Here is a 24571-nt window from a genome sequence, read left to right as displayed (position 1 = left end):
TCGCCTGTCGCTCGATGGAAAAGGAAGTGGCATCGATGGAAAGCCGGCTTTTCGAAGCCCACGCCGATGCTTGCACGGCCTAAATTTCTTATCAAGCCGGATGACCGGTTTTTACTCCCCATCTCGTTTTCTTGCGGATTGCTCCCCGGTCACAATCGGTTCGCAGCGGCAGCGGGGACGTCCGTAGGTACGCTCTCCTCGACAGTTGAAACAATCCATTTGACCGGTATGCGTTTGCTCGATGATCCGACTCTCAGAGAGGGAAACCATTTGAAGGCCACATCTGGGCGCGACTTGTCTTTCGACCACCCGGTTCCCCGGCGTTTAGTGCACCGTTCGGCCATGTCGGAAGTTTTCGTAACCGACGTTCATCAACAAGAAGACCATCTATTCTTGGTTGCTGCACAGTGGCCGCGGTGGCATGTGTTCTATGGATCAAGCTCTGAGGGTTACGATTCTGCGCTCATATCCGAAACGCTGAGGCAGGCGAGCATTTTGGTTGCTCACACCCAGTTGGGAGTTCCACTCAGTAGCCGTTTCCTGCTTCCCCACATGGAGGTGGCAAAGGAGGAGGTGCGGGGGCCCGATGGGGGTAGGCCGGCAGATGTGACTCTCTTCGTCCGCGTCTCAGGCCTCAAGTCGGGTAGCCGCGGGGCGACAAGTCTGCAGGTTGATGCCCAATTCCTAGTTGAGAACACCGTGGTTGCCACGGCGTCCGCCGGCGCGAGAATTCTGAACGAGAACACATATGAACGTTTTCGGCGGCGTGAAGTGATGAACCCACAAGCTACGGCACTGCCGCTGCCGGTGGGAATCAGCGAAGCGGTTTTGGGGTGCCTTTCGTCCCGCAATGTTGTCCTCGGTGGATCATCGACCGCGGGAAGCTGGGTCCTTCGTGTAGACACGAGCCATCCGATCTACTTCGATCATCCAATTGATCATGTTCCCGGTGCGCTCCTTACCGAGGCGGCGCGCCAGTGCATCAGAGCCTTCGTTGGGCAGGCCGACCTTGACGTGCGGTCATACAGCGCGCGGTTCCATAAGCTCGTGGAGCTCACTGCCAAAACGACGCTGAGCGTCGAGCATGTGGTCCAACGGCCGGATGGAACGACCTCCGTCGGCGTCGATTTCAGGAGCGCCGAAGGGGAGCTTTTGGCCCGGGTCGTGGCTATTGTTCCGCGCCTGGGCGATGAGCCGGTGATTTCAGGGGTTGGTGCCAATTATCTCAGCAAGTGATGTCCGGGTTTCCGAGGCGGAAGCCAGAACGGGCAGAAGGATCATCCACATGTCATCCACCCGCTTCAACAAGTCAGTGCGTGCCGTCAGGACATCCGAAACAAGCTGCACGCCCGTGAAGGCGGCAACTACGAACCTGGCCAGAACTTCGGCCTCGACGTCAGGATTGATTTCGCCTTGGTATTGGCCTTGGGATGCCAGTTGCTGCATGGTGGAGACCCAGTCCTCGTATGGGTCTTTGACTGAACCGCCGAAAGCGGAAGCCTCCAGCGTAAGCCGGATACCGGCACGGATGACCGAATCTGCAATGAGTTGCTCGGCGAAATGTCGACAGAGCAGCACCATCGTTGTCAGAGGTGTGTGTCCCCCACCCAGGATGGGTTCGCTGGTTGCGCGAACCCTGGAGTGCTGCTCTGCGATCACGGCTTTTGCCAGGTCCTCTTTGGATTTGAAATGAAAGTAGAGGGCCCCCTTGGTAACCGAAGCAGCTTCTGCGATGTCGGCAAGGCTGGCGTTTCCGTAACCGACTGTTTCGAAAGTACGGGCAGCCCCTTCAATGACAGTTGCCCGGGTAGCCCGGGCTCTTTCCTGCTGAGCCACAAACGCCTCTTTCTGATGGAGACCATCATGCATATAGAACTTCTGCCTGGCCGGCTGAGCGCGGCGCGGGCAAAGACTGCGAATCGTCGTCCTGCGGAAGCACGGAGACAACGGTGAGAGTCCTTCTGCTTGGCGCCTCGGGTTTTATCGGCAGCCACATTCGTACCGTGCTTGAAGCAGACAATATCGTCGACGTTATAGGGCTGACGAGACGTCCCGCAAACGAAACCCAAACACTACGAGGAACCTTTGTCGGCGGTGACGTCACCGACGTCGGTTCGCTTAGGCGGGCCATGGTGGGGATGGACATTGCGATCAACGCCTCGTCGTACACGGGAAAATCCCGCGACCTTGCCGATTCAGTCAACCACCGCGGAACACTCAACCTTGTCTCAGCATGCAAAACACATGGCGTGCCACTCATTCAGATCAGCACGACGGCGATATACGGTTCCGGGCCTCATCGAAACCTGGCTGTGGGAGGGGCCGAAATACGTCCTGAATCTGTGGTCAGCCGGGCTCGTGCCCTCGCCGATGACGCCGTCCTGCAATCAGGCGGAACAGTCATCAGACCCCACCTCATCTACGGGCCGGGAGACCGATGGTTCATCCCGGCCCTGGCGAAGATTTTCGGACATCTCAAGACGCGTATTGATGGTGCCGAGAATCTTCTCTCGGTCATTGATGCGCACCAGCTGGGTCAACTGGTCGCCGGTCTTGCGAGGGTCGGCTATTCGCACGGAGGAGCTTTCCACGCAGCTCTGCCGGCACCTGTCACAATCGGCCAGATACTCCGCTGCATCAACGATCGCATCGTCCCCTTGGAGTTGGATTCGTCTGTCTCCCGTGAATGGGCAGAGCCCATCATGGAAGCCTTGGGCCTGACTCGGCATCAGATCAACCTCATCGCCGAAGACCACTGGTACAACTCGGAGGCCATCTGGGAGATAGCGAGGGTAGTGCCCGTCACCGTCGGCATCTCAGAAACGACAGCTTCTTGGTACAAGAAGTACCTGAGTTTCAGTCATTTGGACTGGGCAACAGACAAGAAGCCGTGAACGAATTCGGTTGCCCTGCATGCGCCTCTCCTTCTTCCTCTGCGGTTGGCCGAACGTGTGCCCTGTACCTCCCGCACTTCAGGTGGTCGTTGTTGGGGGTCCGGGTTTCATGTCCACGTTTTCGATGACTTGGTCGAGCGACTCCGGGCGGGCAGCAAGCTCCACTCGGCTTCCCTCGGTCAGCAACGTTAGTACTTCGTACCCGTAGCCGGTAATGTACTTCCGGTCTTTTCCCCCAACATTCCGGCGCTCGTGGACCACCTCAAGCACTTCAATCTCAGTCGCACGTCCGGAAGGTTCCAAATTGTCATAGACGGCGGGTTGAAAGTGAATAACTCCTGGAGACGGGGTGGCGATACCTTGGTTCCATATACCACTAAGGGATCCCGGCCGGGAATCCGGGTACCTCAGGAAAGCCCTGAATTGACCAGCCTCGCCCAACCGCTGATTGGTTTTCCCGATGCGTCGAAGCTGGAATACGGCAAGGAGAACATAAACAACCGTGTACATGAGCGCAGTGATCAGCGAGTCCAACAAGTCACGGCGACCGATGACCATCCAGCCTGCAGTCAGAAGCACGAAGAAGATGACATAGCCCCAAACCAACGTGAGGTAAGGGTGGCGTCGGATCCATTGCTTCATCTCGATCCGCCTCTCGGAAATTAGCGTGACTCAGTTGATCCACTGCTGCACGGAAGTCGGTATGTACCTAAGAACGCTCAGGAAGGCCCACGTCGCAATTCCGTAGCCGATCGCCAACGCGGCCAGGGCTAAAGCCCGCCCCTTCTGAGGCTTGCGTTTGATCTGGTTCAGTGAAACGTGCCCGGCACCAACAGCGAAAGTGGCTAGAACACCGAGTCCGAACACCCAAATCCCGACAAAAGCCACGCCACCAAGAGCTACTGCTACGATCGCCAGTTTGTTTACTGTTTGGCTGGAAAGCGGTACTTGCGTTGTTGATGAGCTCACAATTCCCCCGTTTCGTAAGTGTCAACCGAGTGTAGCCAGTCAGAGGCTGAGATAGAGGGTTTCCTTCGAGTTATCGACGAAAGTCACCTCGATAGGGACCCGTTGATAGGGAGAGTTTGTTATTTCGGCACCGGGCAGCCAAAACGCGAACTGACCTTTGGAAACCGTTGCTTCGATCCGTTTTCCCGCTGCGCTGGTGTAAACGATCGCAGTGACTTCTGCTCCCACTCGACCAGCGGCCATGGACAGGGGCTTGTTGGAGATGACACCTGTCCCCAGTTCTGTGGCCCTGACGCCACGGGCCGATAGGGATTCTCCAGGGAATGGTTTTCCTATAGAGCCGAATGACCCTTTGTTGAACCACGGAGCCGAGGAATCTGTGGTGCAGGTTGCTTCAAAACCGTCGGCTCCTGTGAAGACCACTGTTGTCCAGGCACCTCGTCGCTCGGCGATCGCGACGTCGGCCGCGGCCAGATCGTCCGCGTACATGCCACCGCCGACGCCTTGGCGTGATCGGAGGCAGTCTGAAACAGCGTTATCCCGCTCGGTGCCGCTGAGCTGACCAGGCGCGGCAGTCCACGTTGCAAAGGCGGGGTCTCCCCCGGAAAGTGCGGGAACGATGATGAGGGCAGCGGTTGCTGCGACCGTAGAGCCAGCCAGCGCCAGGATTCTCCAACGACGGCCTAAGCGTGCCACCGCCGGCAAGACAGAAACGCTGGGTTTGGTTTCAAAAATTTGACGAAGGTCTTTCTTGCGTCGATCCGGATCCGGAGCCGGGCTCTGCTCAGCTGCATCCATGGACGAGAGGAGCTCTGCAATGTGCTGGTTGTTTTTCATGGTGTCGATGCCTTTTCTGAAAGCGTCGGGGTAGGCGTGGCATGAGCGTTGTGCGGGGAATGTTCCAGCAGGAGCCTCAAAGCTCGCCGGGCTCGGGTGAGGCGCAATCGAAATGCCACTGGGGAGATTCCGACGACACGAGCTGCTTGGGGCGCGGCCAGGTTTTCAAATACGGCGAGCCCGAGGGTTTCCTGATGGACCTCTGAAAGGAGCGCCCAAGCCCTGCTTAGATCAACCCGGCTGCTGACCAGATCAGCGTGGGAATCCGAAGGTGATTCCATCGACGCTTCAGCCAGACGGACCCCGAGGGCCTGCTGCCGCTGTTCACTGCGACGGGCATTCAGCAACAGATTGCGTGCGATTCCAAAGATCCATGCCCGGGCGTCATCCTGGTTCCCCGGTACTTCCTGGAACCGCCGCCAAACGATCAGAAATGTCTCCGCCACGACGTCCTCGGCGTTCACCGGATCTGTTCGGCGTTGAACGAATTTGAGGAGGTCGGCGTATGCGGACTCATATAGAAACCGAAAGGCCCGTTGGCTGTCAGCGGCTCTCGATGGGTAGCTCATACCCTGTACCTGTCCGCCACACCCCCAAGTGTGTCGCAACCATGGTGGAATTCTCGATTCGCACGCGCCCGCATACTCCCAACGCCGCGCCAAGGCAACCGTTGTCCCCCGCAGAACCCCGGGGTAGGGTGACCGGACCGTCCAACCACGTCATCGTCTGGGAAATTCTGGGAGACACCATGACACATGTGAGACGTCAGTTGGCTGCTGTCACGGCAGCCTTAGCACTGACCGTGACCAGCGCAGCGATGGCCAGTCCAGCCTTCGCCGATCCCCGCCAAACAGACAAAACCCCTACGGTCACGGGCTACGGCGGGGCTGTCAGCACAGTGGATCCTGAAGCTTCGGCGGCGGCCATCGAAGTGCTGCGCAAGGGTGGCAACGCGGCCGACGCAGCCGTCGCGGCAGCGGCTACCTTGGGCGTCACCGAACCCTACAGCGCAGGCATTGGCGGCGGAGGCTACTTCGTCTACTACGACGCCAAAAGCAAGCAGGTGGGCACCATCGACGGCCGTGAAACTGCCCCGGCCGGCATCACCAACGATGCGTTCATCGACCCCGCCACCACGAAGCCCTACAACTTCACCCCGGAACTGGTGACCAGCGGTGTCTCGGTCGGAGTCCCCGGCACTGCCGCAACGTGGGAGCAAGCGCTGAAGCGCTGGGGCACGATGGACTTGGGCGATGCCCTGAAACCGGCCATCAAGGTAGCTACCCGCGGTTTTGTGGTGGACAACACCTTCCGCAAGCAGACGCTCGATAACAAGCTCCGCTTCAATGCCTTCACCTCCACGCAGGACCTGTTCCTTCCCGGTGGCGACGCTCCCGCCGTCGGAAGCGTGTTCCAGAACCACGATCTCGCGGCGACGTACAAGCTGCTCGCAAAAGAGGGGGCTGACGCCTTCTATCGCGGCGCTCTTGCCGAAGAAATCGCCAAAACCGTCCAGGCTCCCCCGAAGACCACGGACACCCCGCTTCCCGTCCCGGTCGGCTCAATGACTGCCCAGGACCTGGCGAACTACAAAGTGGTGAACCAGGACGCCACCAAGGTGCAGTACCGGGGATACGACGTCGACGGCATGGCTCCCTCCAGCAGCGGCGGCACCACGGTGGGCGAAGCGTTGAACATCCTGGAGAATTGCAACCTTAAAGACATGCAGCCGGTGGACGCACTGCATCACTACATCGAGGCCAGTTCCCTCGCTTTCGCTGATCGTGGCGCCTACGTGGGCGATCCCCGCTTCGTCAATGTCCCCACCCAGACCCTGCTGAGTGACCTGTTCGCTAAAGAACGTGCCTGCGAAATCGGCCCGACGGCGGCCAAGAAGCCAGTGGTCGCCGGCAACATAGAAACGTACGACGGCGTGTGCTCGCCTTCGGCGGCGCCGCTCGCCGATGAGACGGATACAGAGAATATTTCGACGACGAACATGACCGTCGCCGACAAGTGGGGCAACGTGGTGGAGTACACGCTGACGATCGAACAGACCGGTGGATCCGGAATTGTTGTGCCCGGCCGTGGTTTCCTGCTCAACAACGAACTGACCGATTTCAGCACGGAATACAAAGCCACGGACCCGAACCGGATCGAACCAGGCAAGCGTCCAAGGTCGTCGATGTCACCCACGATCATCCTGAAGGACGGCAATCCGTTCCTGGCCCTCGGTTCCCCCGGTGGTTCCACCATCATCACTACGGTCCTGCAGACCATTCTGAACCGGGTGGATCTGGGAATCACGGTATCCGAAGCCCTTGCCGCTCCCCGCGCGGCGCCCAGGAACGGCGCGACGGTGACTTCCGAACCAGCCTTCATCGCCAAGTATGGCGACGCGCTGACGTCCCTTGGCCACCAACTGGTTCCTGCAGGGGACGGCCTCACGTCAGATCCGGAAATCGGTGCCGCAACAGCAATCGAGTTCAACAAGGATGGATCTACAACTGCTGCTGCCGAGCCGGTTCGTCGAGGCGGCGGTTCAGCGATGGTGGTCAAAGCTACGAAGGGACGTTGAGGTTGGCCCGTGGCTCAAGGACGGCGGTTGTTCTTGAGCTCCCGGCTGAACCTCCACGCCATCACCAGTGCGGCGGCCGCGATGATGACTCCGGAAACCGTGGACCACCACGCCTGCTGGGTGTTGGACACGAAAATGGAGACGGCGTAGGCCGCCAGCACCAACGATAGGAGCAGCCAGACCAGGGGTTTTCGATTCACAATGCATTCCTTAATATGTGGTGATTTTTCAGGCCAGGTCGCGCTTCACGAACACCGTGAATGCTGCCGCTGTCACCAGTACAAGCCAGCCCGCGGCGCCGCAGAAAGCCCCCGACGCCGGTATGTTGACAGCCGCTTGTTTCGCCCAGTCGGCGGCCAGCACGGGGAAGAAGAACGTTGTCACTGGTTCTGACAGGTCGGGCAACAGCCCGGGCAGGGCCACACTGAGGGGAACCGCGAAAAGGCTGACCAGGTGGTTGCGGAGGAGGGAACCGAGGGCGAAGCCCCAGAGTGCCCCCATAACGGCTGTCCCCGCGAAGGCCAGGACCAAGAGTGGACTCAGCGCCCCGGCAACTTTGAGAACAGCCGCAGAGAAACCAAACGCCAAGCCGATAACCGCCCCGCCGAAGAGGGCGGCCGCCGCCGTCGATAGAGCGCGTCCGAGGAACGCAGGCCTCCGCTGGAACAGCAAGACCCGGCGGTTGAAGCTGCCTGCCCGGTAGTCGGCGGTGAACGAGAACGACCCGAACACCGCGGAGACGGTCAGCACCAACGGGATCACCGCTTCCAGGAGGAGCGCAGACAACCCTGGTGAGTCCGCTCCGGCTTCACTGGTGCCCGCAACGAGCAGCATTCCGGTGAGTCCCAGAGCCAGCGCGGCGCTGATGGCCGATCCCTTCCACAACCATGGCCGCCGGAGGTCCGAGAGAAGAGCGGGTCCCAGATTGACCACTAGAACTCCTTCCTCCGAACCACCCACAGCGCCCCCACGCCAGCAACGAGTGCCCAGGCAACGGATACAAGGAACGCCGGGACGGGCTCCAGCAAACCTTCCATCGGCAGCGACACCACACCCGCCAGGGCCCCGGAGGGAAGCCAGCGCGCAACCTCGGGAGCATTGGCCATCAAGGGCAGCTCAATGGCGAGTGGAATGAGCAAGGTGAGAATCGTCGTCGCGTAGTAATGCTGGATGATCCAACCGAGGGAGCATCCCCAAAGCGCACCGAGGCTGGACGCGAGGACGACGGCGCCTAAGGGGCCGAGTGATCCGGGCGCCAGCAGCAGTTCACGGGTAGCCGGCGCCAGGGAGAACACCACGCTACCGCCCCACACCACGATGCCTGCGAGCGCCGTACCAATTCCTACAGCCAGCGCCGCAACGTATTTGGCCCTGAACACGCTCATCGCGCCCGAGGTCACCACGCTGCGCCGAATCGTCCCGTAATACGACTCCCGGGTGACTAGGTAGCCCCCCGCAAACGTGGCCACGGGGGCAATGCTGGCAGCGATGGCCCAGAAGATCCCAACGTTGTCCGCGGCCTGGAGCCGATCCGAGTTTTGGGGCCAGCCGAGGAAGTTGGCAACGAACCATGGCACCAGGCCGCTGAAGGCCAGGATGCCCAGGACTGAGTAGCCGCTGAAATATCTGAGGAGTTCCGAACGGAGGCCGCAGAGCAGGCTGTTCATTCGGCCGCCGACCCGAGAATGGTGAAGTACGCGGATTCCAAGCTGCCGCCGCCCATGGCCTTCGCTTCGTCCAGGGACCCGCGGAACAGTGTTCTTTGCTTGAGAATGACTACCTCGTCAGCCACCTGTTCCAGTTCCATGAGCTGGTGGCTTGACACGAGCGCGCTGCCTCCGGCGGCCGCGAAATCGCGCAGGAACCAGCGGAGCCACTGGATGCCCTCAGGGTCCAGCCCGTTGGCGGGTTCGTCGAGGACAAGGAGCTCGGGGCTGCCAACAAGGGCGGAAGCAATCCCAAGGCGCTGACGCATGCCCAACGAGTAGTCCCGTACCTTTCGGCCCGCGTCGGCGACAAGATCCACCTGATCGAGGACGCGGTCCACGCTTTTCCGGTCAGCCCCTGTGGCGAGTTGGCAGATCTGCAGGTGGCGCCGCCCAGTGAGCCCGGGCTCCACGTCCATCCCCTCCAGGTACACCCCCACCTTCGTGGCGGGACGACGCAGCGTCCGGTAGTCGGAGCCGAACACCGTTGCCCTGCCGGAGGTCGGTTCCAAGAGCCCGGTCAGACCTGCGAGCGCAGTGCTTTTCCCTGCCCCGTTGGGGCCGATCAGTCCAATGACCGTCCCGGCACGCACCTCAAACGTCAGGTCCTCGACGGCGAATCTCGAGCCTCGTTTCTTGCTGAAATGATCAAAGCTGGCATGAATCGTCATGATCGCCCTTTCGAAGCATCAACGGAGTGGACAGGCCACAACGGCGATGTCGTGACTGAGTCCCATAGCCACTCCCCCAGGCTTGATTGCTGTTGGCTGGTGATTTCAGCACGTCCTGAGATGGAGAGGTTGGTCCCTGATTCCAAGCGCCCTGGGAAGGCGAGGACGGGAAGGCTGTCGCCTTCCAGCGCTACCGGGACCAAAGTGTCCAGCGGTGCCGTGGATTTCGACGGCGGTTGGTCACCCACGGTGGCCCGGCCCAGGTTCTCGTGAATGATCATTCCCTGCGATTGCAAGGTGACGTGATCCCCCGGTGAGAGCGCATAGGCCGAGCCTTCGAGCGGGACCACGATGTTCAATTCACCATCGTGATACGTGTACCCAGCTACCGTCACGGGCCTCACTGGAATGATGGCAAGAAGCAAACAAGCCACCAGGACCCCCACCAGTGCAGTGAGGATCCGCCGCCACAGGGCGCTTCCGTTCCTGGCCGCTGTACTGAAAAAACAGTAGACACTCTTAGCGGCCATTCCGATCAGCAGGCATAGGACCAGGAGAACAACCACGTGCCCCGGGTAACCGAGCTGCAGGAAGATCGGCATGAGGCGTTGGAACCCGACCAGCATGAAGACGATTCCGGAGATGAAGCAGGCCAGGCCGAACCACGGCAGAAGGACGTGGCTCTTGATGGTCCTCCGCGAGCCGAGAACGCGGGAACTGACAATCTCGCCAAGGGCGCTCAGCGACTTCTTCCGGAGATGGGGGACGTCCACGGCGGACATCAAAGCGACGTAGCCATCGAGTTTGATGAACGGGAAAAGGTTCAGGACCGCCACGGCGTAACAGATGAGGCCGTACAGGACCGCCGCATCCTTGACGGACGACTCCGGCAGAAAAGTCTGGAAGGTCAAAGCGATACTGCCAAGGGCAACGTGTACCAAGGGTCCGGCGAGGGCAACGAGTACCCGTTGTTTCCGTGAGCCCAGCCGCCACCCGTCCGTAACGTCGCAGAAGAACGCGGGCGAAAGGTAAAACAGCATGATCCCGATGCGTCGCGGTGTTCCGCCAAAGTAGCTGAGGGCCATCCCGTGCCCCAGCTCATGCAAAAGCGTGGATACGAACATCGCGCAAACAACGTACAGGTACGCCTCAACGGGAAGTGGCGAGGCAAGGACCCGCCACAGTTGCGGCCCCGCCATCGCGGCACCTATCAAGCCTCCCAGCAGCAACAACAGGGCAACGATGGCTGCAGCAGGTCGCATCATCGCGGTGACCACCGGCCGAAGTGCCTGCAGCAGCGAGGCCGGGTTGAACAGCGTGAACTGCAATGTCAGCGGCGCCCGGAACTGGATGCGACGCGCCTCTGCCGGCCGCGCGTCGCCGTCGAACATTCCGGTGTGCGCGAGCTGACGCACAATTCCCATGACGTCCGCGGTTGTCCACGGCGATCCCAAGCGGACGGCCACCTGCGCCGGATCCTCCTGGCCGTCCACCACTTTGAGGACATGGGCGACGTCGGCAGAGACCCGCGCTTTCGGCACACCATTCACGGCAACAATCCACGGGCCGCCCTCCTGGAGCGGTTCGTCGATGGAGGCCGTGGGGGCGAGTTGAACAGGCCATTCCACAGTGGTTCCGGCTTTGGTTGGGCGGTTCATATCAAGGGATGCGGGGTAGAGGGCGTCCCGGACAGACCTTTGGTTTCATCCATCGACAAGGGGACAGCACCGGGGCAGATCGCCTTGCCAGCCACCCAGCCCATGTCCCGGATGGCTTCCGGGAGCCGGTGGGTAAGGCTGACCCACAGGGCGGAGATGCCCCTCCCGTCCAAGTGGTTCGCCAGGGCGTCGACACTCGCCGCCGGCTGACGGGCAGGCAGCGGACTCGGCGTGAAGGTGTTGACCCACTGAAGCAACTCGCTGATGGCGGGCTCGGTACTCCAGAACTCGGCGCGTGATTCGTCGTCGGTGACTTCCTGCGTGGGAACAGCGGCCTGCACGCGGGCAAGGAAGAGTTCGCGTATTTGCAGTCCTTCCTGGAGGGCTCCCCGCAGCGCTGCTATTGGGTCCGGCGACGCTTTCAACCCGACAGCGCCGAAAGGCTTGGTCCCCGAGGGGTTGGTAATGATGCAAACCGCTGTCTCCAGTGGGCTGCCAAGGTGCGGAACGAACGCGAGAGTTGGCTCGATCCCCGCCGCCCGGCTCATGGCGAGAAGCGCCAGGAGGCTCCGGTTTTCTGGCGCCTCCTGCAGGCCTGCAGCGTCGAACAGGTGCAGCGGCGTCCTGGTGTGCCAGGCAGAAAGGAAAGCATCCCGCTCCAGAACTTCAGCAATCCCCGCAGCCTGGGCAAAACTTTCGGTCGGACCCGAAGCAGCACCATTTGGGGACGGATCGAAGAACGCGTCCCACGGATTTGGCTCCGCGAGGCCGGGGCCGTAATCCACCAGTGGCGCGGGAACATACGTCGCCTTCTGCGTCAGGAGGTCAGTGGCCCTGTACCAAGGAAAGTCGAAGGCCAAGGCCGAGGCTCGGCCCAGCCCGGCCGTGACGAAATCGAGGCGCTGCTCGTCGCCGCCCGGCCGGCCAGCAAGGGTCTGATCATCGGTGGGCGCCGGTATCAGGGCGAAACGCTCCACAGCCTCCCCTGCGCCCCGGGTTACGGAGGCGCGTTTGTTGACATCGAAAGCGCCGACGGCGGATGCGAACCCTGGTTGCGAGCCCCTCCCTTGAGCGAGCACCCCCACGGTTCGCCACAAGCCGACGTCATTCGGCACGTACACGGAAGCCTCTGACACCACTCCCGAGGCCGGGTCCAGCGTGCGTACGGGATCCAGGCTCATGCCGCACACACCCACAGCTCAATGTCGTTCAGCCGTGGGCTGCGGGACGCGATCCGAACAGGACGGCGTTCGCGGATGGTGAGCCCCTGGCCCACGATTTCCTCCGCGATGAGGCTGTTGCTGACGAAAGCAATTTCGCTGACGTAGGCGGAGGACCGGTAGGTGCCGCCCTCGTTGAAGCTGACGTGGATCATGGTCACATGCCGTGCGCCATTAACGGGATCACGGCTTTCGGCGGTGATCAGGAATGAGTCCTCCCCCAACGCGGAGATGGTCGTGTCGCCGTCGTCGTCTGCCGCTTGGTGGCTGTCAGCGTTGAGGACTGTCAGGAGGAATACGCCGCCGGGCGTCAGGCAGTCACGGACGCGGCGGAAGAGCTCACGCCGCGCGGACACGTCCAGAAGAGTGATGGAACTGGCACCGAGAACCACGCAACCGTACCCGCCGTCGAGCTCGAAACGGGCCATGTCCGCCTCCACCAGCTCCACGTGAACCTGCCGCGGGTTGAAGGCCGGGCTCGCCACTCTCTCCTTCAGCAGTTCGAGCATTTCCGGTGAAGAGTCGACGGCGGTCAGCGGACGTCCCAGCGTGAGGAGGGGCCGTGTGATCCGCCCCGAACCTGAAGCCAATTCGAGGATGGGACCGGACGTTTTGCGTGCCGCCGCCAGGATCTCGGGAAGTTCGGTGAGGTCGTTTGCGGTGATCCGGTCGTAGAGGCGGGACCCGGCAACGCTGTACAAATCCTCGGGCGGATCAAGGTGGCCGAGCACGCGCAGGATGGCGTCGGCAGTCTTGTCGGGAGCGGTTTTCATCAACTGGTGTCCTCCGGAAGTTGGTTGGGCCGGGAGCACACGCGGGTGGCGACGGAACAGAACACCACCCGCGTGCACTGGCTAGGTGGCGGCGATGCCGACGACGATGCCGGCGATGATGATGACGTCACCGACCCGGATGTACCACGGTGTATCGTCCGGGGTGTCGAGGTTCTCGAGCTCTTCGATGGACAGCTGGAGGTTCGAGGTTGCGATCATTGGCTCCTCCTTTCTTTCTGGTGCTTGCCAGTTGTGGACCGGTGCCTGATTAGGTGATGCTGACGGCGATGATGCCGATGGCGACGCCCTGGGTGACTCCGATGAACCAGTTGTTGAAGTCCGGGGTATCCATCGACTCGATCTCCTGGATGGAGATGTTGAGCTGATCCTGCATGTGTGTTCACCTCCTTTCGGGTGTACTGCGGCTTTGCGTTTCAGCCTTTGGATCGATCAGGTGATCGCCACCGCGATCCCCACCAAAGCCAGGCCTGCTGAGATTCCCTTGATGCGCTCGTCCCAGTCGTCCGGGACATCCATGGGTTCAAGTTCCTGGATGCTGAGGTCCAAGGGCTTGAGTGCTGTGCTGCTCTTCATGTGATTCACCCCCTCTCCCCTGCCACTCGTAGTTGGCCCACTGGGCTTGGCAAGTCTTGGGCTGTCGCCGCCGCTTCGACAGTTGCTGCTGCTTCGGCGAGCACGTGCTGCACCTGAACGGAGTCAATTCCGCGCATCATGGGCAGCGCTCCGCCCCAGTTCAGGATGCTTGCGTCGGCGGTCCGTGCTTCCGCGTCTTTGCTGATGGTGCTGAGCCGGGCGATACCCCAGCGCCACATCAGCTCATCGATGCCGTCGCCCGGGCCGCGGTCAAGCGATGGCTCGACGTCCCTCACCACGGACCACAGCTCGTCGAGCCGGGCTTTGTCGCCCCAGGCTGCGCCGCCGCTGGCGATCTCCCGCCAGATAGGTCCGATCACTGACGCCGTCGCCGTCATCTTCCGCGCCCCGGTGACGTAGGCAAGCTCGTTGGCGACATACCAATGTTTCGCGCCGTAAGGATTGCGTCCCATCAGCGCCCAGCCGGTGTGGGTCTCCATGCTCAGCCGGCCGGCAGCCAGCCTCAGCTCCAGCGATTCGCCCTTGAGCAGGCGTTGCCCCAGCCGAATGATCCGCTGGATGAGGGTGTAGCCGTCGTCGTCGAAGATGTTCGCTGTGCTGCCGATCATGGTCCCAGCCACGCGCAGGAACGCTTCCAGGAGGCCCTCGAAGACCAGCGCCGTCGGCAGGGTGGCGAGGTGGCCGGCGTCGAGCATTGCGGTGTCACCCGCCAGATGGCGGGAGACGATCAAACGGCGCCCGACGGCGGTGTCCAGGCACGCTACGCCGCTGACTTCCGCGCCGGTCCCCACGGTGGACGGCATAAGAATGGTCTTGGGGCGTTCCTTGGTTGCGGTGACTGGAGGCAGGACCAGGAGTCCAGAGCGTTTAGCGTGCCGTTCCGCGAAAATGGGCAGGCTTGGGTCACTTGTGAAAAGGGCGGCGAGTTTCACGGCGTCCAGAACCGACCCACCTCCCAGCCCAACAACGGTTTGGAGTCCGTTCTCGCGAATGAACGTCCCCACCGTACGGAGGGTCCCAACGGCGACGGGTGCGGCGGCGAGCTCGAGGACCGGCACGCCTTTGAGGTCACCGGCCAGGAGTTTGTCCCTGTGCTGCTGCAGTGCTTTGTCTACCACCAGGCCTGTCCGGCCGCGGGTGATTCCACCGATGTACTTGGGCGACATTCCCGCGTCCAGCACTACGCAGCGCGTCTTCCACAGGTGGTCGGCGATCATGCGAACACTCCGTCGAAATGGGCCATGGTGAGGCCCGCTTTGAGGGCGGCCCTGAGCTCCTCGAAGTTCTCCTCGGTGTACACGAGCGCTGGAAGAAGCTGTATGCGCCCGGGCCCTGGCTGCACCATGGCGCCTGCAAGGTGGATCCGTTTCACCACCGCCAGGACGCTGTTGGCGGACAGGGGCAGCCCGTTGTTGGAGAGGAGTTTGAGGCCCCGCATGCAGCCGCGGCCGGACGCGTTGCCCACGCCTTTGGTGTCCTGGAGTTCGGCGATGAGTGTGTCCAGCCCATGTGCAACGTCTTTGTTGAGGGTCCTGAAGTCGAGCCGCCGCATTTCATCGATGGTGCCCAGGATCGCGGCGCACGTTGCCGGGGTTCCTGCCTGGGTCTCCCCATGGACGAACACGGCCTCGTTCTTGTCAAAGGTTTCGGTGACCCGTTGGCTGATGAGCAATGCGGCGCATGCGCTGGTGCCGTTGGTCAGGCCTTTGGATGTGATGATGACGTCCGGCTGCTCCGCCCAGTCATCGGACGCGAACCAGCCGCCCACCCGGCCGAATCCGGTGGCAACCTCGTCCGCCACCAGGAGGAAGCCGTGCTGCTTTCTTTGCTTCATGACTTCTTGCAGGAAGTCGTCCGGAACTGCTTCCGCGCCCGATCCGAGGACCGGTTCCACAATGACGGCTGCGATCCTGTGGCCTTCGCGGTTCATCAGTTGGGTCAGTTCCTTGCCGTCGTCATCGAACGCTATGTGGCGGATGTTCCGCTGATCCACGGCGTACATGGCCTGACCGAGTTCGTCGCCGCTGAGAGCCTGGCTCCCGTACGTGAGCCCGTGGTAGCTGCCCTTAAGTCCGACAATGAGTTTCCGCTCCGGTTGCCCGTCCAGGACGAAGTACTGACGGGCGAGCTTCATCACGGCGTCGTTGGCAGCACCTCCGGAGGTTGAAAAGACAACGCGGTGAAAGGGGTGTTTTGGCAGTCCCAGGAGTGCTGCGGAGGCCTCGATGGCTTGGCGGTGTGCTGAACGAAAGAGCGGCAAGTACGAGGCAGCTTGAAGTTCCGCGCTGATGTTCGCGGCGATGCGTTGGTTGCCGTAACCCAGGTTGGCGTTCCAGAGACCGCTTTTGGCACAGAGCCTCCGCTGCCCATCCTCAAAGGTGACGTGAACGCCGTCGGCCTTCACAGCTGTGAAGCTGTCCGCGGCGAAATCATGCTGGGTTGTCAGCGGAACCCAAAGCGGCAACTGTGTGCGTGGCGTTGGGAGCAGGGGTACGACGGTCATCACATGCCGCCCATGATGTCGATGCCGAGCTGGTCAAATCGTGCCAGGACGGCACGTGCGGATTTCTCAGCGATCTCGGCTGTTACGTTGAGTTGCGGTGCTGCCTTGATAGCGGCAGCTTTGACATCCCTCAGGTTGGAAACGGCCTCGATGATGGCTGCTGCATCCGGGCCGAGTTTGAAGAGACGGCCCGTCTTGGTATCCAAAAGGGTGCGGTCCGAGCCCCTGGTGAGGATGAAGGGGGCCTGTGGTGACGGGAGGTCGTCACTGGGTGCTGCACCGTAAAGGCTCGTGCCAAATCCCACCAGCTTGGTGGAGGAGCGCTCCTCACGGGGAATGAACTTCCACGCGTCCAAGGCGGCCAAGTAGCGGGGTATCCAAGGTTTGGCAGCCAAGGAATCCTGGATGTCCCACGGGTAGTAAACAGCGGCCACCGCCGACTCCGGACGGAGCATGATGGCCCGTATCTTGAGATCCGCCAGGTGGTCACCCACCTTGCCGATCCTGGTTCCGTATGGTCCGCTGAGGACAGATCCGTCCTTGGCGATGTGGAGCCTGGACATCAGCAGGTTGTTCTTCTGCGTGCCGTTCAGGAGTCCCCGTTCCGCCAGTACCGCGTTGACCTCGGTGAGTTGCGGGACGAAGTGGCCTGAGCGGCGGGCTTCCTCCGCATCGTCAAAGAAGGCCTGCCAGTCCTCCTTGGTGGTGATCCTGACGACCGTGACGCCCACCAGGTTCACGAACGGGATGGCGATGTAGTCCTGGATCTCAAGGCTGAGCGTGCCGTCCACCAGGAGTTCTTCGCCGGCGGTGTCGAACGATCCTGTGACTGTGACAATGTCCTGGTCGTCCTTGTCGCCGTTGCAGACGAGGATGGTGGAGCCTTCAGCGGCGAGGGTCTTGGCGTAGTCCGTGTGTTCGGGATTCTCTACGAAAATGACATGACCCGGAATGCGACCCGGAATGCCGGTGATCCACTGATCCGTGGCGGCGGCAATGCGTTGTTGCTGACTCAGCTTCAATTCCCCAACCCCAATGTTGTCCACGTTCTTCTGGAGCGGCCGCCGTGTTTTACCGCGGGCTCGTTCTGGGAAGGACACTATGGGCGGGCTGGAGGGCCACAGGGTGGAAAGCCGAAACTAGGTGGTGAACAGGCCCGTTTTGGCCGGAATTTAGGGGTACCTAGGTGCTGAATCGAGGGTATCTAGGTGGTGCTGGGTGGGGTGGTTCCGGCGGGGTGGTGTCGAGTAGCCTGCCATATGGAGTCATTCACGTGGGCTAAAGCCCCTACAGAAAAGCCGGATAAAACCAAGGTCGCTGTGCTGCTGCCGGGGTCAGGGTATCCAGTAGAAGGCCCGGTCCTTTTCTGGATCGGGGAAATGCTGGGATCGCTCGGTTGGCACGTTCAAGCCGTGCGGTGGACTCCCGATGATTCGCCTCATGCTGACCCGCACTCATTTATGGCCAGGGCCGTCGAAAGCGCCTTCGCTTCCTCTCCGGATGCCCACCAGAGGCTGATTGTTGCCAAGTCATTCAGCACGTTGAGCATTCCGTGGGCAGAAAACAACAACGTGCCGGGTATCTGGCTGACGCCGCTGCTTACGGATTCCCTTGTCCGCAGCACGATTGCAGCGACGTCCAAAGAGGACCTCTTTGTTGGCGGTTCGCTGGACAAGCTGTGGGACGGCGGACGGAAGTCCGAGCGTTGCGGGACATTCCTGGAGGTGCCGGCGGCCGATCATTCTTTGCAGATTCCGGATGATTGGCGGGCTTCGCAGACGGCTCAGGGCGAGGTGTTTGAGCGAATCGAGGAATTCATTGCGACGGAGCTACCGGAACCGCATGAGTATTCGTAGGGAACGGCAACAACTTGAACGTCGTCTTCATAAAGGATCGTGCCGGGATCAGCTGAATAGAACGCGTCGCAGGGGACGCCATGCCGGCGCAGAAGATCGGAATAGAAACCTATTCTGTCTATCAGGTGTGTAGCTGAGAGCTTGAACCAAGCCTGTGCGTGCGGGGATGCATAGATTGACGCCTCAGGCGTTATGTATGCAGCGTCGTAGAAGTCGTTGGCGCTGCGCCAAAGACCCCAGTCTTCGGGGCTGAGACGGCCTTCCTTCGCCAGTCTGTTCGCCATGGCGAAGATCCCAAGGTATCGGCCCTTGGGATCAGGCGTAGTCGACTGGTAGCGCACAAAGCGTTGTTCCATGCCGCCTAGCCAACCAGCAGACTGCAGCCGGACGCAACGAAGCCCCAGCGAGCCTGCATAAAACTGACTCGTCGGGGCTTCGTTTTGAACCCTTACAGAACCGTGGTCCGCGACAGCGAGAGGTCCTTCGTCTCGCGGAAGAACAGGACCACGACTACTGCTGACACCAGAGCCATGCCCATCAGGTAGAAGGCCGGAGCCAGCGGGGTTCCAAAGCCAGCTACCAAGCCGGTAGCAACGAACGGAGCTGTTCCGCCGAAGAGCACGTAGGCCAGCGTGTAGCCAATGGCAGAGCCCGAAGCCCGGACCGATGACGGGAACATCTCCACCAGTGCCGGCACGTTCGACGTACCGATCACGGCCACCAACGCACCCAGGACACTGGTTCCCAGGATCGCGAAACCGAGACCCAGCGGCATGATGGAGAACGCTGGAATGGTCATCACGACGAAGCCAACACAGGCCACCAGCAGCATCCGCTTGCGTCCATAACGGTCGCTTGCCCTGGCGGCCAACGGGCAGACGGCGGTGTACACCAGCATCGTGATCACGCTCGTGATCATGGATTCAGCCGAGGAGTATCCAAGGCTTGAGGTCATGTACGCAATCATGTAGCTGCTCATCAGGTAATAAGCGATCGCGTTGGTAATGCTGTAGCCGAAGAGGGTGAAGATCTGGCGCGAACACATCCGAATGGCATCACCCAAAGGCCGCTTAGCCACTTCACCCTTATTTTCCAGGCCGCGGAACACAGGGGTGTCGTCAACCCTGGACCGGATGTACAGGCCAATGAGTCCCAGCGGTGCCGCGAGCAGGAACGGGATCCGCCAGCCCCAAGCTTGAAGGTCTGCAGTGCTCAACGTCGCGGTAATTGCAGCACCCAGCAACGCACCGGCAACCGAGGCCAGCCCAACAGTCGCCGGGATGATGCTGGCGTAGGTGGCCCGCTTACCTTCCGGAGCATATTCGACAATGAAGGCTGAGGACCCTGTGTACTCGCCGCCCGTTGTGAAGCCCTGCACCGCACGGAAGACGAACAGCAGGATCGGCGCCCACACGCCGATCACCGCGAACGTCGGCAGGATACCGATGCAGAACGTTGCCGCACTCATGATCAAGACGCACAACCCGAGCATCTTGTTCCGGCCGATCCGGTCGCCGTAGCGTCCAAAGAAAGCTGCCCCGAGCGGCCTGGCGATGAAGCCGCCGGCGAAGATCGCCCACACGGCCAGAAGTGACGCCGTCGTGCTGTAATCCGGGAAGAAGAGCTTCGCGATAGTGACGGACATGACCGCATAGGCCGCGGAGTCGAACCATTCGACGAAATTTCCGACGGCGGCTGCCGCGGCAACGCGCTTGAGGCTCCGGCGCGGGGACGCCTCGGTTTCGGCGGCGGAATTTTGGGTCACAGTATTCATGATGACTGTCCTTCACGGAGATTGTGCGGGAGTGCGCGGAGTTGGGCGCGCTGGACTTTGCCCGTGGCCGATTTCGGCAACGCGGAGACGTATTCGATGAACCGCGGGTACGCGAACCGGGAGAAGTTCTCCTTGACGTGCGCCACGATGGTTTCGCTCAGTTCCGCTCCCCCGGCGTGACCAGGCATGAGTTCGATCCAGGCCTTGATGGACTGGCCGCGGAGTTCGTCGGGCACGCCTGTTACGGACACGTCCTTCACTGCGTCAAGCTCGCGGATTACTGCCTCCAGCTCGTACGGCCCAACCCGGTAGCCGGACGTTTTGATGACGTCGTCGGTCCTCCCCAGGAACCAGAAATAGCCGTCCTCATCCGCGTAGGCCTGGTCCTTGGTGTGGTACCAACCGCCGCCGAACGCGGAGGCCGAGGCGTCCGGCATGTTCCAGTATCCCAGGGGGAACTGCGGGTTGGATCGGGCGCGGAGGCACACCTCACCGGTCTCGCCCGAGGACACCTCCTGCTCGTTTTCGTCCAGCAAACGGACATCCCATCCAGGAAGTGGACGGCCCATGGACCCAGGCTTCACCGGCACGTCCGGGTAGTTGCCCAGCAGCGGGTACGACTCTGTGGAGCCGTAGTAGTCCAGCAGCGTCACGCCGTACTGCGCTTCGAACCACGTGATCAGGTCTGGTGTCAGCGGCTCGTTGGACGAACAAACCGTCCGCAGCGAGAGCGGGAAGCGAGTACCGGCGTCGGGCACGTCTTCACGCATCTTGCGCAGGAATGTCGGGTTGACCAGCGCGCTGGTGACGCGGTGGCGGCTCATGCTGTCCAGCAGGGCTGCGGGATCAAAGCCGCCTTCGGGCCGGAAGACCAGATGGGTGGCACCGAGCCGCAGTGGGCCCATCAGCTTAGCGAGCGACCACGCCCAGTCCCCCGCACCGTAGAACACATCACCGTCGCCGAGCTGGTGGCAATACTCGAACTCGTTGTGGCCCAGGAGCGTGCGGTGCGCGTGGACAATCCCCTTCGCCCGGCCGGTGGTCCCCGAGGTGTAGAAGATGAGGGCGGGGTCGTCGGCTTTAGTCTCGACGTCCTTGAATTCTTTTGGTGCTTCTGTGATTTCCGGGCTGTCGATGTCGATGAACGTACCTTCGAAGTCCTCGAACAGGTGCCGCGCATTGTCTTCGGCGATGATCACCGACGCTCCGCTGTCTTCGAGCCGGAAACGGATCGGCTCCGCGGCCCAGAGCAATGACATCGTCACCAGGATGGCGCCCGTCCGCAGCACTCCGAGGTACGCGGCGGGGGTGTCGGACCGCTGCGGCAGGAGAACGGCGACCCGGTCGCCCTTCTTGATGCCGGCCTTTTGCAGGGTCACCGCGATCTGGCGGGAACGGTCCTGGATTTCGCCCCAGCTCACCTCGCGTTGACCTTCGACGGCGGACTCCAGGATGAGTGCCCGCTTGTCCCTTGGGTGGTGGTCGGCGACGTCGACGGCCATGTTGTAGAGCTCCGGCACCTCCCAGCGGTGGCTGTCGCGCAGCTCGGCGTAGCGGTCTTGGGTTGCGGTTTTCATGGTGTTGTCTCCTCCCTTCAGCGATTCAGGTGTTCAGCGGCGGCCGGCGAGGAAGCGGGCCATTTCGCGCTGCGGTTCACCGGTGCCGTATGCCTCGCGGTGCACGCGTTTGGCTTCTGCCATGGCGTCGGTGAGGTCGTCGTCTTCCAGGCTCCGCAGGCGGTTCTTGGTCAAGCGAACCGCACCCGGAGGAAGCAGGCTCAAGCGCGAGGCGAGTTCCTGAGCGTAAGCCAGCGTGCCGCCGTCGTCCGCCAGGTAGTTGAGGAGGCCGAGACGCTGAGCCTCTTGCGCGTCGACCAGTTCGCCGGTGAGGACGAACTGGGACGTTTTGGACTTGCCCAGGATGCTCCACATGGCCCAGATTCCGGTGATGCTGGGGATGCCGGAGAGGACTTCGGGCTGGCCCATGCGGATCTGCGAGTCACCGACGCGGAGGTCCGCGAGGAGCGAGTACTGGAAACCGGAGCCGGCGGCGACGCCGTTGACCGCGGCGATGGTGATCTGGTCGAGGTTGCGGACGGCGCGGTAGAGGCGGTCGAAGCCGTCGATCCAGGCCTCGGCGGAGGCGTGATCGTCAGGGTCCATGCCGGCGGTTTCGGCGAGGTCCTGCCCGGCGCAGAAGGCGCGGCCTGTTCCCGTGAGGATGACGGCGCGGACTTCGTCGCTGCCCTTGAGTCCTTCGAGGTGGGCGATGAGTTCATCCCGCATGGATTTGGTCCAGGCGTTGAGCTTGTCCGGGCGGTTGAGCGTGATGGTGGCGACGGGGCCGTTCTGTTCGAAGAGTACTTCCTGGGACACGATGTTTCCTTTGGTTTGCCTTTGGTGTTGTCCCATCTGACCACTGGCAATTGTGACGCGTCTAACATCAATATCTACTCGTCTTGATACCAAACTGATATGGTGCGGCGATGGACCTCCACCATTTGAAGTACTTTGTGGTGCTCTCCGAGGAGCTGCACTTCGGCCGCGCGGCACAGCGATTGCACATGGCTCAGCCGCCTCTTTCGCAGCGGATCAAGGACCTGGAGAAGGAGCTCGGGGTTCAGTTGTTCCACCGGCGGCGGACGGGTGTGGAGTTGTCCGAAGCCGGAGCTTTGCTCTTGGAGCACGCCCGTGGGGTGCTGGACCATGTGGCCATGGCGCAGGAGTCGATGCGCCGAATCCGACCTGGGGCTTCCGGGGTGCTGCAGGTGGCTGTGCCGCCGGACACGAACCCGGTTGCGCTGTCCACGATGGTGTCTGCTTTTGCTGCCTCTGCGCCGGACGTGCTGTTGGACCTCCACGAGCTCACCACAGTGGAGCAGGTTGAGCGATTGCGCGACGGCGAACTGGACGTTGCGGTGGTCCGTCACCCTTTGAGCAGCGTGGGTTTTGAGTCGGGGCCGGTGTTCTCGCGGGCGCTGGGCGTGGTGCTGAATGCTTCACATCCGCTGGCTTCTCTTGGTTCTGTACGGCTGGGTGACCTGGCCGGAAGCCCCTTGATCATCTTCCCGCGCCACATGGCGCCTACCCTCTACGACTCATTCCTGCACACGTGCCGGGATGCCGGATATTTACCTGCGGCCATTGTCCATGCCCGGAACCAGCACTTCACTCACGGGCTGGTCTTGGCCGGTCGTGGCGTGCACTTCAACGAGGAGCCGTGGACGCCGCTGCCTTTAGGCATTGTGTGGCGGCCGCTGGTTGGGGATCCCTTGGCTTGGCGGACGTCTGCGCTGTGGTTAAAGAGCCGTCGTTCGGCTGAGACGGATGCGTTTGTTGCGGCTGTGGGTGCGGGGTTGGCGGCGGGTGGGCACGTAGCTTAGTCTCCGCGGTGCAGATTCGGCCGGTTCTGAACCTGATTCCGTCTATTGGCTTGCAATCCCAAAGAGCTGCAGTCCCCAGGTCCCGTCTCCAGTAGTTGAAGTAGAGCTGCGCGCAACTCTTTCCAAGTTGAGTGTCGTTGCTCCAAGGCGTCATACCCTGCCGCCGTCAATTCGTAACGTTTTCGAGGTGGACCGCTGGGTGAGAGTTCCCACCTGTACTGCAACAGTCCTTGACCGGTGAGTCTGTTCAACAGTCCATATAGATCGCTTTCGCATGCCAGCAATTCGTGCACCGCTCGCAGTTTTTGTGTCATTTCATATGCATGAGCTGGGCCCTTCTTTAGGACAGCCAAAACCGCAAACACAACCAATGCGCGCCGAATGCCACTCCGCTCTCCGGCCTGCCCCCAGCTAACCATGACCGAAAGGTACCTCTCGGGACGTTGTAGATCAAAGTCAAGTCCCATTTAGGTTCGTCGAATCAAGGCAACTCGGTCTTGACCGACGAAGAGGAATGGGCCATTTAGCCATTCCGGATCTGGGGAATTATGCAGTCTGATGTACTAGTCAATGACGCGACGCCAGCCCAGAAAAAGCGGCACACCAAGCTTCGAATTACACTCTTGGGGGCCGCCCTGGCAGTCAGCGCGGTAGTAACACCACTTGCCATTGCGCCAGCAAACGCAACTGGGGGCGTCGACTACTTTTGTGCAAGCAGTTGGGGAACAACGGTTTGGAACGGCCACGATCCCTACGCTTGTAGCGGTACCCTCACCGGCTACCGGGACGGCTATAACGTGGGATCAGTCAATATGGTTCAACTGATTGCTGACCAGCCCCCTCGCACAGAGCTCGACCTGAACCAATGGTGCTCAGATAACTCGTTCTACTGCACGATGGCGGCGGGCGCGTTCTGGGCCTTTGTCAGTGGCGTCATCGGTGCCGCAAACAGTTGATCCATTCCCGCTAAGGCGCTACCACGGCAGAATTGCCGTGGTAGCGTCACCTTATGAAAGTGACTCCTCAAATGCGCCGCACTCTAATCGTGTTTCTGGCTGGATTCATCTCTTTCGCCATCATGTGGCCGATCCTCGGCGTTTTACCCTCGCTAGGTGTCGGGCTCGTTGTAGCAGCA

At 61.4% G+C, this 24571-nt stretch carries 28 protein-coding genes; 6 read left to right on the top strand and 22 right to left on the bottom strand.

Translation table 11 applies throughout. The features are described from left to right. Positions 1 to 66 precede the first annotated feature (66 nt). Positions 67 to 1236 (top strand): ScbA/BarX family gamma-butyrolactone biosynthesis protein, encoded by a 1170-nt coding sequence (locus tag ABHM97_RS16195; RefSeq protein ID WP_349471485.1) that lies wholly within the window; start codon positions 67 to 69, stop codon positions 1234 to 1236. On the opposite strand, the gene ABHM97_RS16190 is transcribed toward ABHM97_RS16195, so the two are convergent. Further along, positions 1204 to 1836 carry a ScbR family autoregulator-binding transcription factor gene (locus ABHM97_RS16190; protein WP_235517626.1) on the bottom strand — a complete coding sequence of 211 codons (633 nt, stop codon included), beginning with the start codon at positions 1834 to 1836 and terminating at the stop codon, positions 1204 to 1206. The two genes, ABHM97_RS16195 and ABHM97_RS16190, sit on opposite strands and share 33 nt — an antisense overlap. Before the next feature lie 113 nt (positions 1837 to 1949). Here ABHM97_RS16190 and ABHM97_RS16185 point away from each other — a divergent pair, with 113 nt between their 5' ends. After that, the gene (locus tag ABHM97_RS16185; protein ID WP_349471484.1) at positions 1950 to 2894 is read left to right on the top strand and encodes an NAD-dependent epimerase/dehydratase family protein; all 945 of its coding nucleotides are present in this window, start codon (positions 1950 to 1952) and stop codon (positions 2892 to 2894) included. A 78-nt stretch (positions 2895 to 2972) separates the two neighbouring features. Here ABHM97_RS16185 and ABHM97_RS16180 read toward each other — a convergent pair whose 3' ends face one another. From ABHM97_RS16180 to ABHM97_RS16165, 4 genes are read right to left on the bottom strand one after another with little or no spacing between them, the layout of a single operon-like run. Next, positions 2973 to 3536 (bottom strand): hypothetical protein, encoded by a 564-nt coding sequence (locus tag ABHM97_RS16180; RefSeq protein ID WP_349471483.1) that lies wholly within the window; start codon positions 3534 to 3536, stop codon positions 2973 to 2975. A gap of 30 nt (positions 3537 to 3566) precedes the next feature. Next, on the bottom strand, positions 3567 to 3863 hold the full coding sequence (locus ABHM97_RS16175; protein ID WP_349471482.1) for a DUF4190 domain-containing protein: 297 nt from the start codon (positions 3861 to 3863) through the stop codon (positions 3567 to 3569). A 39-nt stretch (positions 3864 to 3902) separates the two neighbouring features. Beyond that, complete coding sequence (locus tag ABHM97_RS16170) at positions 3903 to 4700, bottom strand: hypothetical protein (RefSeq protein WP_349471481.1); 798 nt, start codon at positions 4698 to 4700, stop codon at positions 3903 to 3905. After that, entirely contained in the window at positions 4697 to 5269 is a 573-nt protein-coding gene (locus tag ABHM97_RS16165) for an RNA polymerase sigma factor (protein ID WP_235517634.1), read from the bottom strand. The genes ABHM97_RS16170 and ABHM97_RS16165 overlap by 4 nt, the downstream gene beginning before the upstream one ends. A gap of 179 nt (positions 5270 to 5448) precedes the next feature. Here ABHM97_RS16165 and ggt point away from each other — a divergent pair, with 179 nt between their 5' ends. Next, positions 5449 to 7278 (top strand): gamma-glutamyltransferase, encoded by a 1830-nt coding sequence (gene ggt / locus ABHM97_RS16160; protein WP_349471480.1) that lies wholly within the window; start codon positions 5449 to 5451, stop codon positions 7276 to 7278. Between the two features lie 14 nt (positions 7279 to 7292). On the opposite strand, the gene ABHM97_RS16155 is transcribed toward ggt, so the two are convergent. From ABHM97_RS16155 to mpaB, 13 genes are all read right to left on the bottom strand, one after another. Beyond that, a complete protein-coding gene (locus tag ABHM97_RS16155; RefSeq protein ID WP_349471479.1) occupies positions 7293 to 7478 on the bottom strand; it encodes a hypothetical protein in 186 nt (61 codons plus the stop codon). 28 nt (positions 7479 to 7506) lie between these two features. Beyond that, a complete protein-coding gene (locus tag ABHM97_RS16150) occupies positions 7507 to 8211 on the bottom strand; it encodes a hypothetical protein (protein WP_349471478.1) in 705 nt (234 codons plus the stop codon). Beyond that, positions 8211 to 8945, bottom strand: a complete 735-nt coding sequence (locus ABHM97_RS16145) for a hypothetical protein (protein WP_349471477.1) — start codon at positions 8943 to 8945, stop codon at positions 8211 to 8213. Before ABHM97_RS16145 ends, ABHM97_RS16150 begins: the two co-directional genes overlap by 1 nt. Further along, entirely contained in the window at positions 8942 to 9655 is a 714-nt protein-coding gene (locus tag ABHM97_RS16140) for an ABC transporter ATP-binding protein (protein ID WP_349471476.1), read from the bottom strand. The genes ABHM97_RS16145 and ABHM97_RS16140 overlap by 4 nt, the downstream gene beginning before the upstream one ends. Continuing rightward, the gene (gene mpaP / locus ABHM97_RS16135) at positions 9652 to 11313 is read right to left on the bottom strand and encodes a daptide biosynthesis intramembrane metalloprotease (RefSeq protein WP_349471475.1); all 1662 of its coding nucleotides are present in this window, start codon (positions 11311 to 11313) and stop codon (positions 9652 to 9654) included. Before mpaP ends, ABHM97_RS16140 begins: the two co-directional genes overlap by 4 nt. Beyond that, positions 11310 to 12494, bottom strand: coding sequence for a YcaO-like family protein (locus tag ABHM97_RS16130; protein ID WP_349471474.1), 1185 nt, complete (start codon positions 12492 to 12494; stop codon positions 11310 to 11312). The genes mpaP and ABHM97_RS16130 overlap by 4 nt, the downstream gene beginning before the upstream one ends. Next, positions 12491 to 13306, bottom strand: coding sequence for a daptide-type RiPP biosynthesis methyltransferase (gene mpaM / locus ABHM97_RS16125; protein WP_349471473.1), 816 nt, complete (start codon positions 13304 to 13306; stop codon positions 12491 to 12493). Before mpaM ends, ABHM97_RS16130 begins: the two co-directional genes overlap by 4 nt. Before the next feature lie 81 nt (positions 13307 to 13387). Next, on the bottom strand, positions 13388 to 13525 hold the full coding sequence (locus ABHM97_RS16120) for a daptide-type RiPP (protein ID WP_211713282.1): 138 nt from the start codon (positions 13523 to 13525) through the stop codon (positions 13388 to 13390). 49 nt (positions 13526 to 13574) lie between these two features. Continuing rightward, positions 13575 to 13700, bottom strand: coding sequence for a daptide-type RiPP (locus ABHM97_RS16115; protein WP_255773712.1), 126 nt, complete (start codon positions 13698 to 13700; stop codon positions 13575 to 13577). Between the two features lie 56 nt (positions 13701 to 13756). Further along, positions 13757 to 13900 (bottom strand): daptide-type RiPP, encoded by a 144-nt coding sequence (locus ABHM97_RS16110; RefSeq protein ID WP_349471472.1) that lies wholly within the window; start codon positions 13898 to 13900, stop codon positions 13757 to 13759. A gap of 5 nt (positions 13901 to 13905) precedes the next feature. Further along, positions 13906 to 15138: a daptide-type RiPP biosynthesis dehydogenase gene (gene mpaC / locus ABHM97_RS16105; RefSeq protein ID WP_349471471.1), complete on the bottom strand. Its 1233-nt coding sequence runs from the start codon at positions 15136 to 15138 to the stop codon at positions 13906 to 13908. After that, positions 15135 to 16424: a daptide-type RiPP biosynthesis aminotransferase gene (gene mpaD / locus ABHM97_RS16100; protein ID WP_349471470.1), complete on the bottom strand. Its 1290-nt coding sequence runs from the start codon at positions 16422 to 16424 to the stop codon at positions 15135 to 15137. Before mpaD ends, mpaC begins: the two co-directional genes overlap by 4 nt. Then, on the bottom strand, positions 16424 to 17470 hold the full coding sequence (gene mpaB, locus ABHM97_RS16095; RefSeq protein ID WP_349471469.1) for a daptide biosynthesis RiPP recognition protein: 1047 nt from the start codon (positions 17468 to 17470) through the stop codon (positions 16424 to 16426). The genes mpaD and mpaB overlap by 1 nt, the downstream gene beginning before the upstream one ends. Before the next feature lie 333 nt (positions 17471 to 17803). On the opposite strand from mpaB, the gene ABHM97_RS16090 reads away from it, so the two are divergent. After that, entirely contained in the window at positions 17804 to 18280 is a 477-nt protein-coding gene (locus tag ABHM97_RS16090) for a hypothetical protein (protein WP_349471468.1), read from the top strand. A gap of 448 nt (positions 18281 to 18728) precedes the next feature. Here ABHM97_RS16090 and ABHM97_RS16085 read toward each other — a convergent pair whose 3' ends face one another. From ABHM97_RS16085 to ABHM97_RS16075, 3 genes are read right to left on the bottom strand one after another with little or no spacing between them, the layout of a single operon-like run. After that, on the bottom strand, positions 18729 to 20054 hold the full coding sequence (locus ABHM97_RS16085; RefSeq protein ID WP_349471467.1) for an MFS transporter: 1326 nt from the start codon (positions 20052 to 20054) through the stop codon (positions 18729 to 18731). Continuing rightward, the gene (locus ABHM97_RS16080; RefSeq protein ID WP_349471466.1) at positions 20051 to 21631 is read right to left on the bottom strand and encodes an acetate--CoA ligase; all 1581 of its coding nucleotides are present in this window, start codon (positions 21629 to 21631) and stop codon (positions 20051 to 20053) included. The genes ABHM97_RS16085 and ABHM97_RS16080 overlap by 4 nt, the downstream gene beginning before the upstream one ends. A gap of 33 nt (positions 21632 to 21664) precedes the next feature. Beyond that, entirely contained in the window at positions 21665 to 22429 is a 765-nt protein-coding gene (locus tag ABHM97_RS16075) for an enoyl-CoA hydratase/isomerase family protein (RefSeq protein WP_349471465.1), read from the bottom strand. A gap of 110 nt (positions 22430 to 22539) precedes the next feature. Between ABHM97_RS16075 and ABHM97_RS16070 the strand changes: the two genes are divergently transcribed. After that, positions 22540 to 23436, top strand: a complete 897-nt coding sequence (locus ABHM97_RS16070; protein WP_349471464.1) for a LysR family transcriptional regulator — start codon at positions 22540 to 22542, stop codon at positions 23434 to 23436. Here the strand turns inward: ABHM97_RS16070 and ABHM97_RS21535 are convergent. Next, positions 23433 to 23855, bottom strand: coding sequence for a PadR family transcriptional regulator (locus tag ABHM97_RS21535; RefSeq protein ID WP_502921302.1), 423 nt, complete (start codon positions 23853 to 23855; stop codon positions 23433 to 23435). The genes ABHM97_RS16070 and ABHM97_RS21535 overlap by 4 nt on opposite strands. 129 nt (positions 23856 to 23984) lie before the next feature. Between ABHM97_RS21535 and ABHM97_RS16065 the strand changes: the two genes are divergently transcribed. Further along, the gene (locus ABHM97_RS16065) at positions 23985 to 24392 is read left to right on the top strand and encodes a hypothetical protein (RefSeq protein ID WP_235517665.1); all 408 of its coding nucleotides are present in this window, start codon (positions 23985 to 23987) and stop codon (positions 24390 to 24392) included. Positions 24393 to 24571: the final 179 nt, after the last annotated feature.

It is taken from the genome of Paenarthrobacter sp. CAP02, from assembly GCF_040137855.1.
GTDB lineage: Bacteria > Actinomycetota > Actinomycetes > Actinomycetales > Micrococcaceae > Arthrobacter.
Note: the sequence above shows the minus strand (reverse complement) of the source record. Positions and strands in the feature narration are given on the sequence as shown.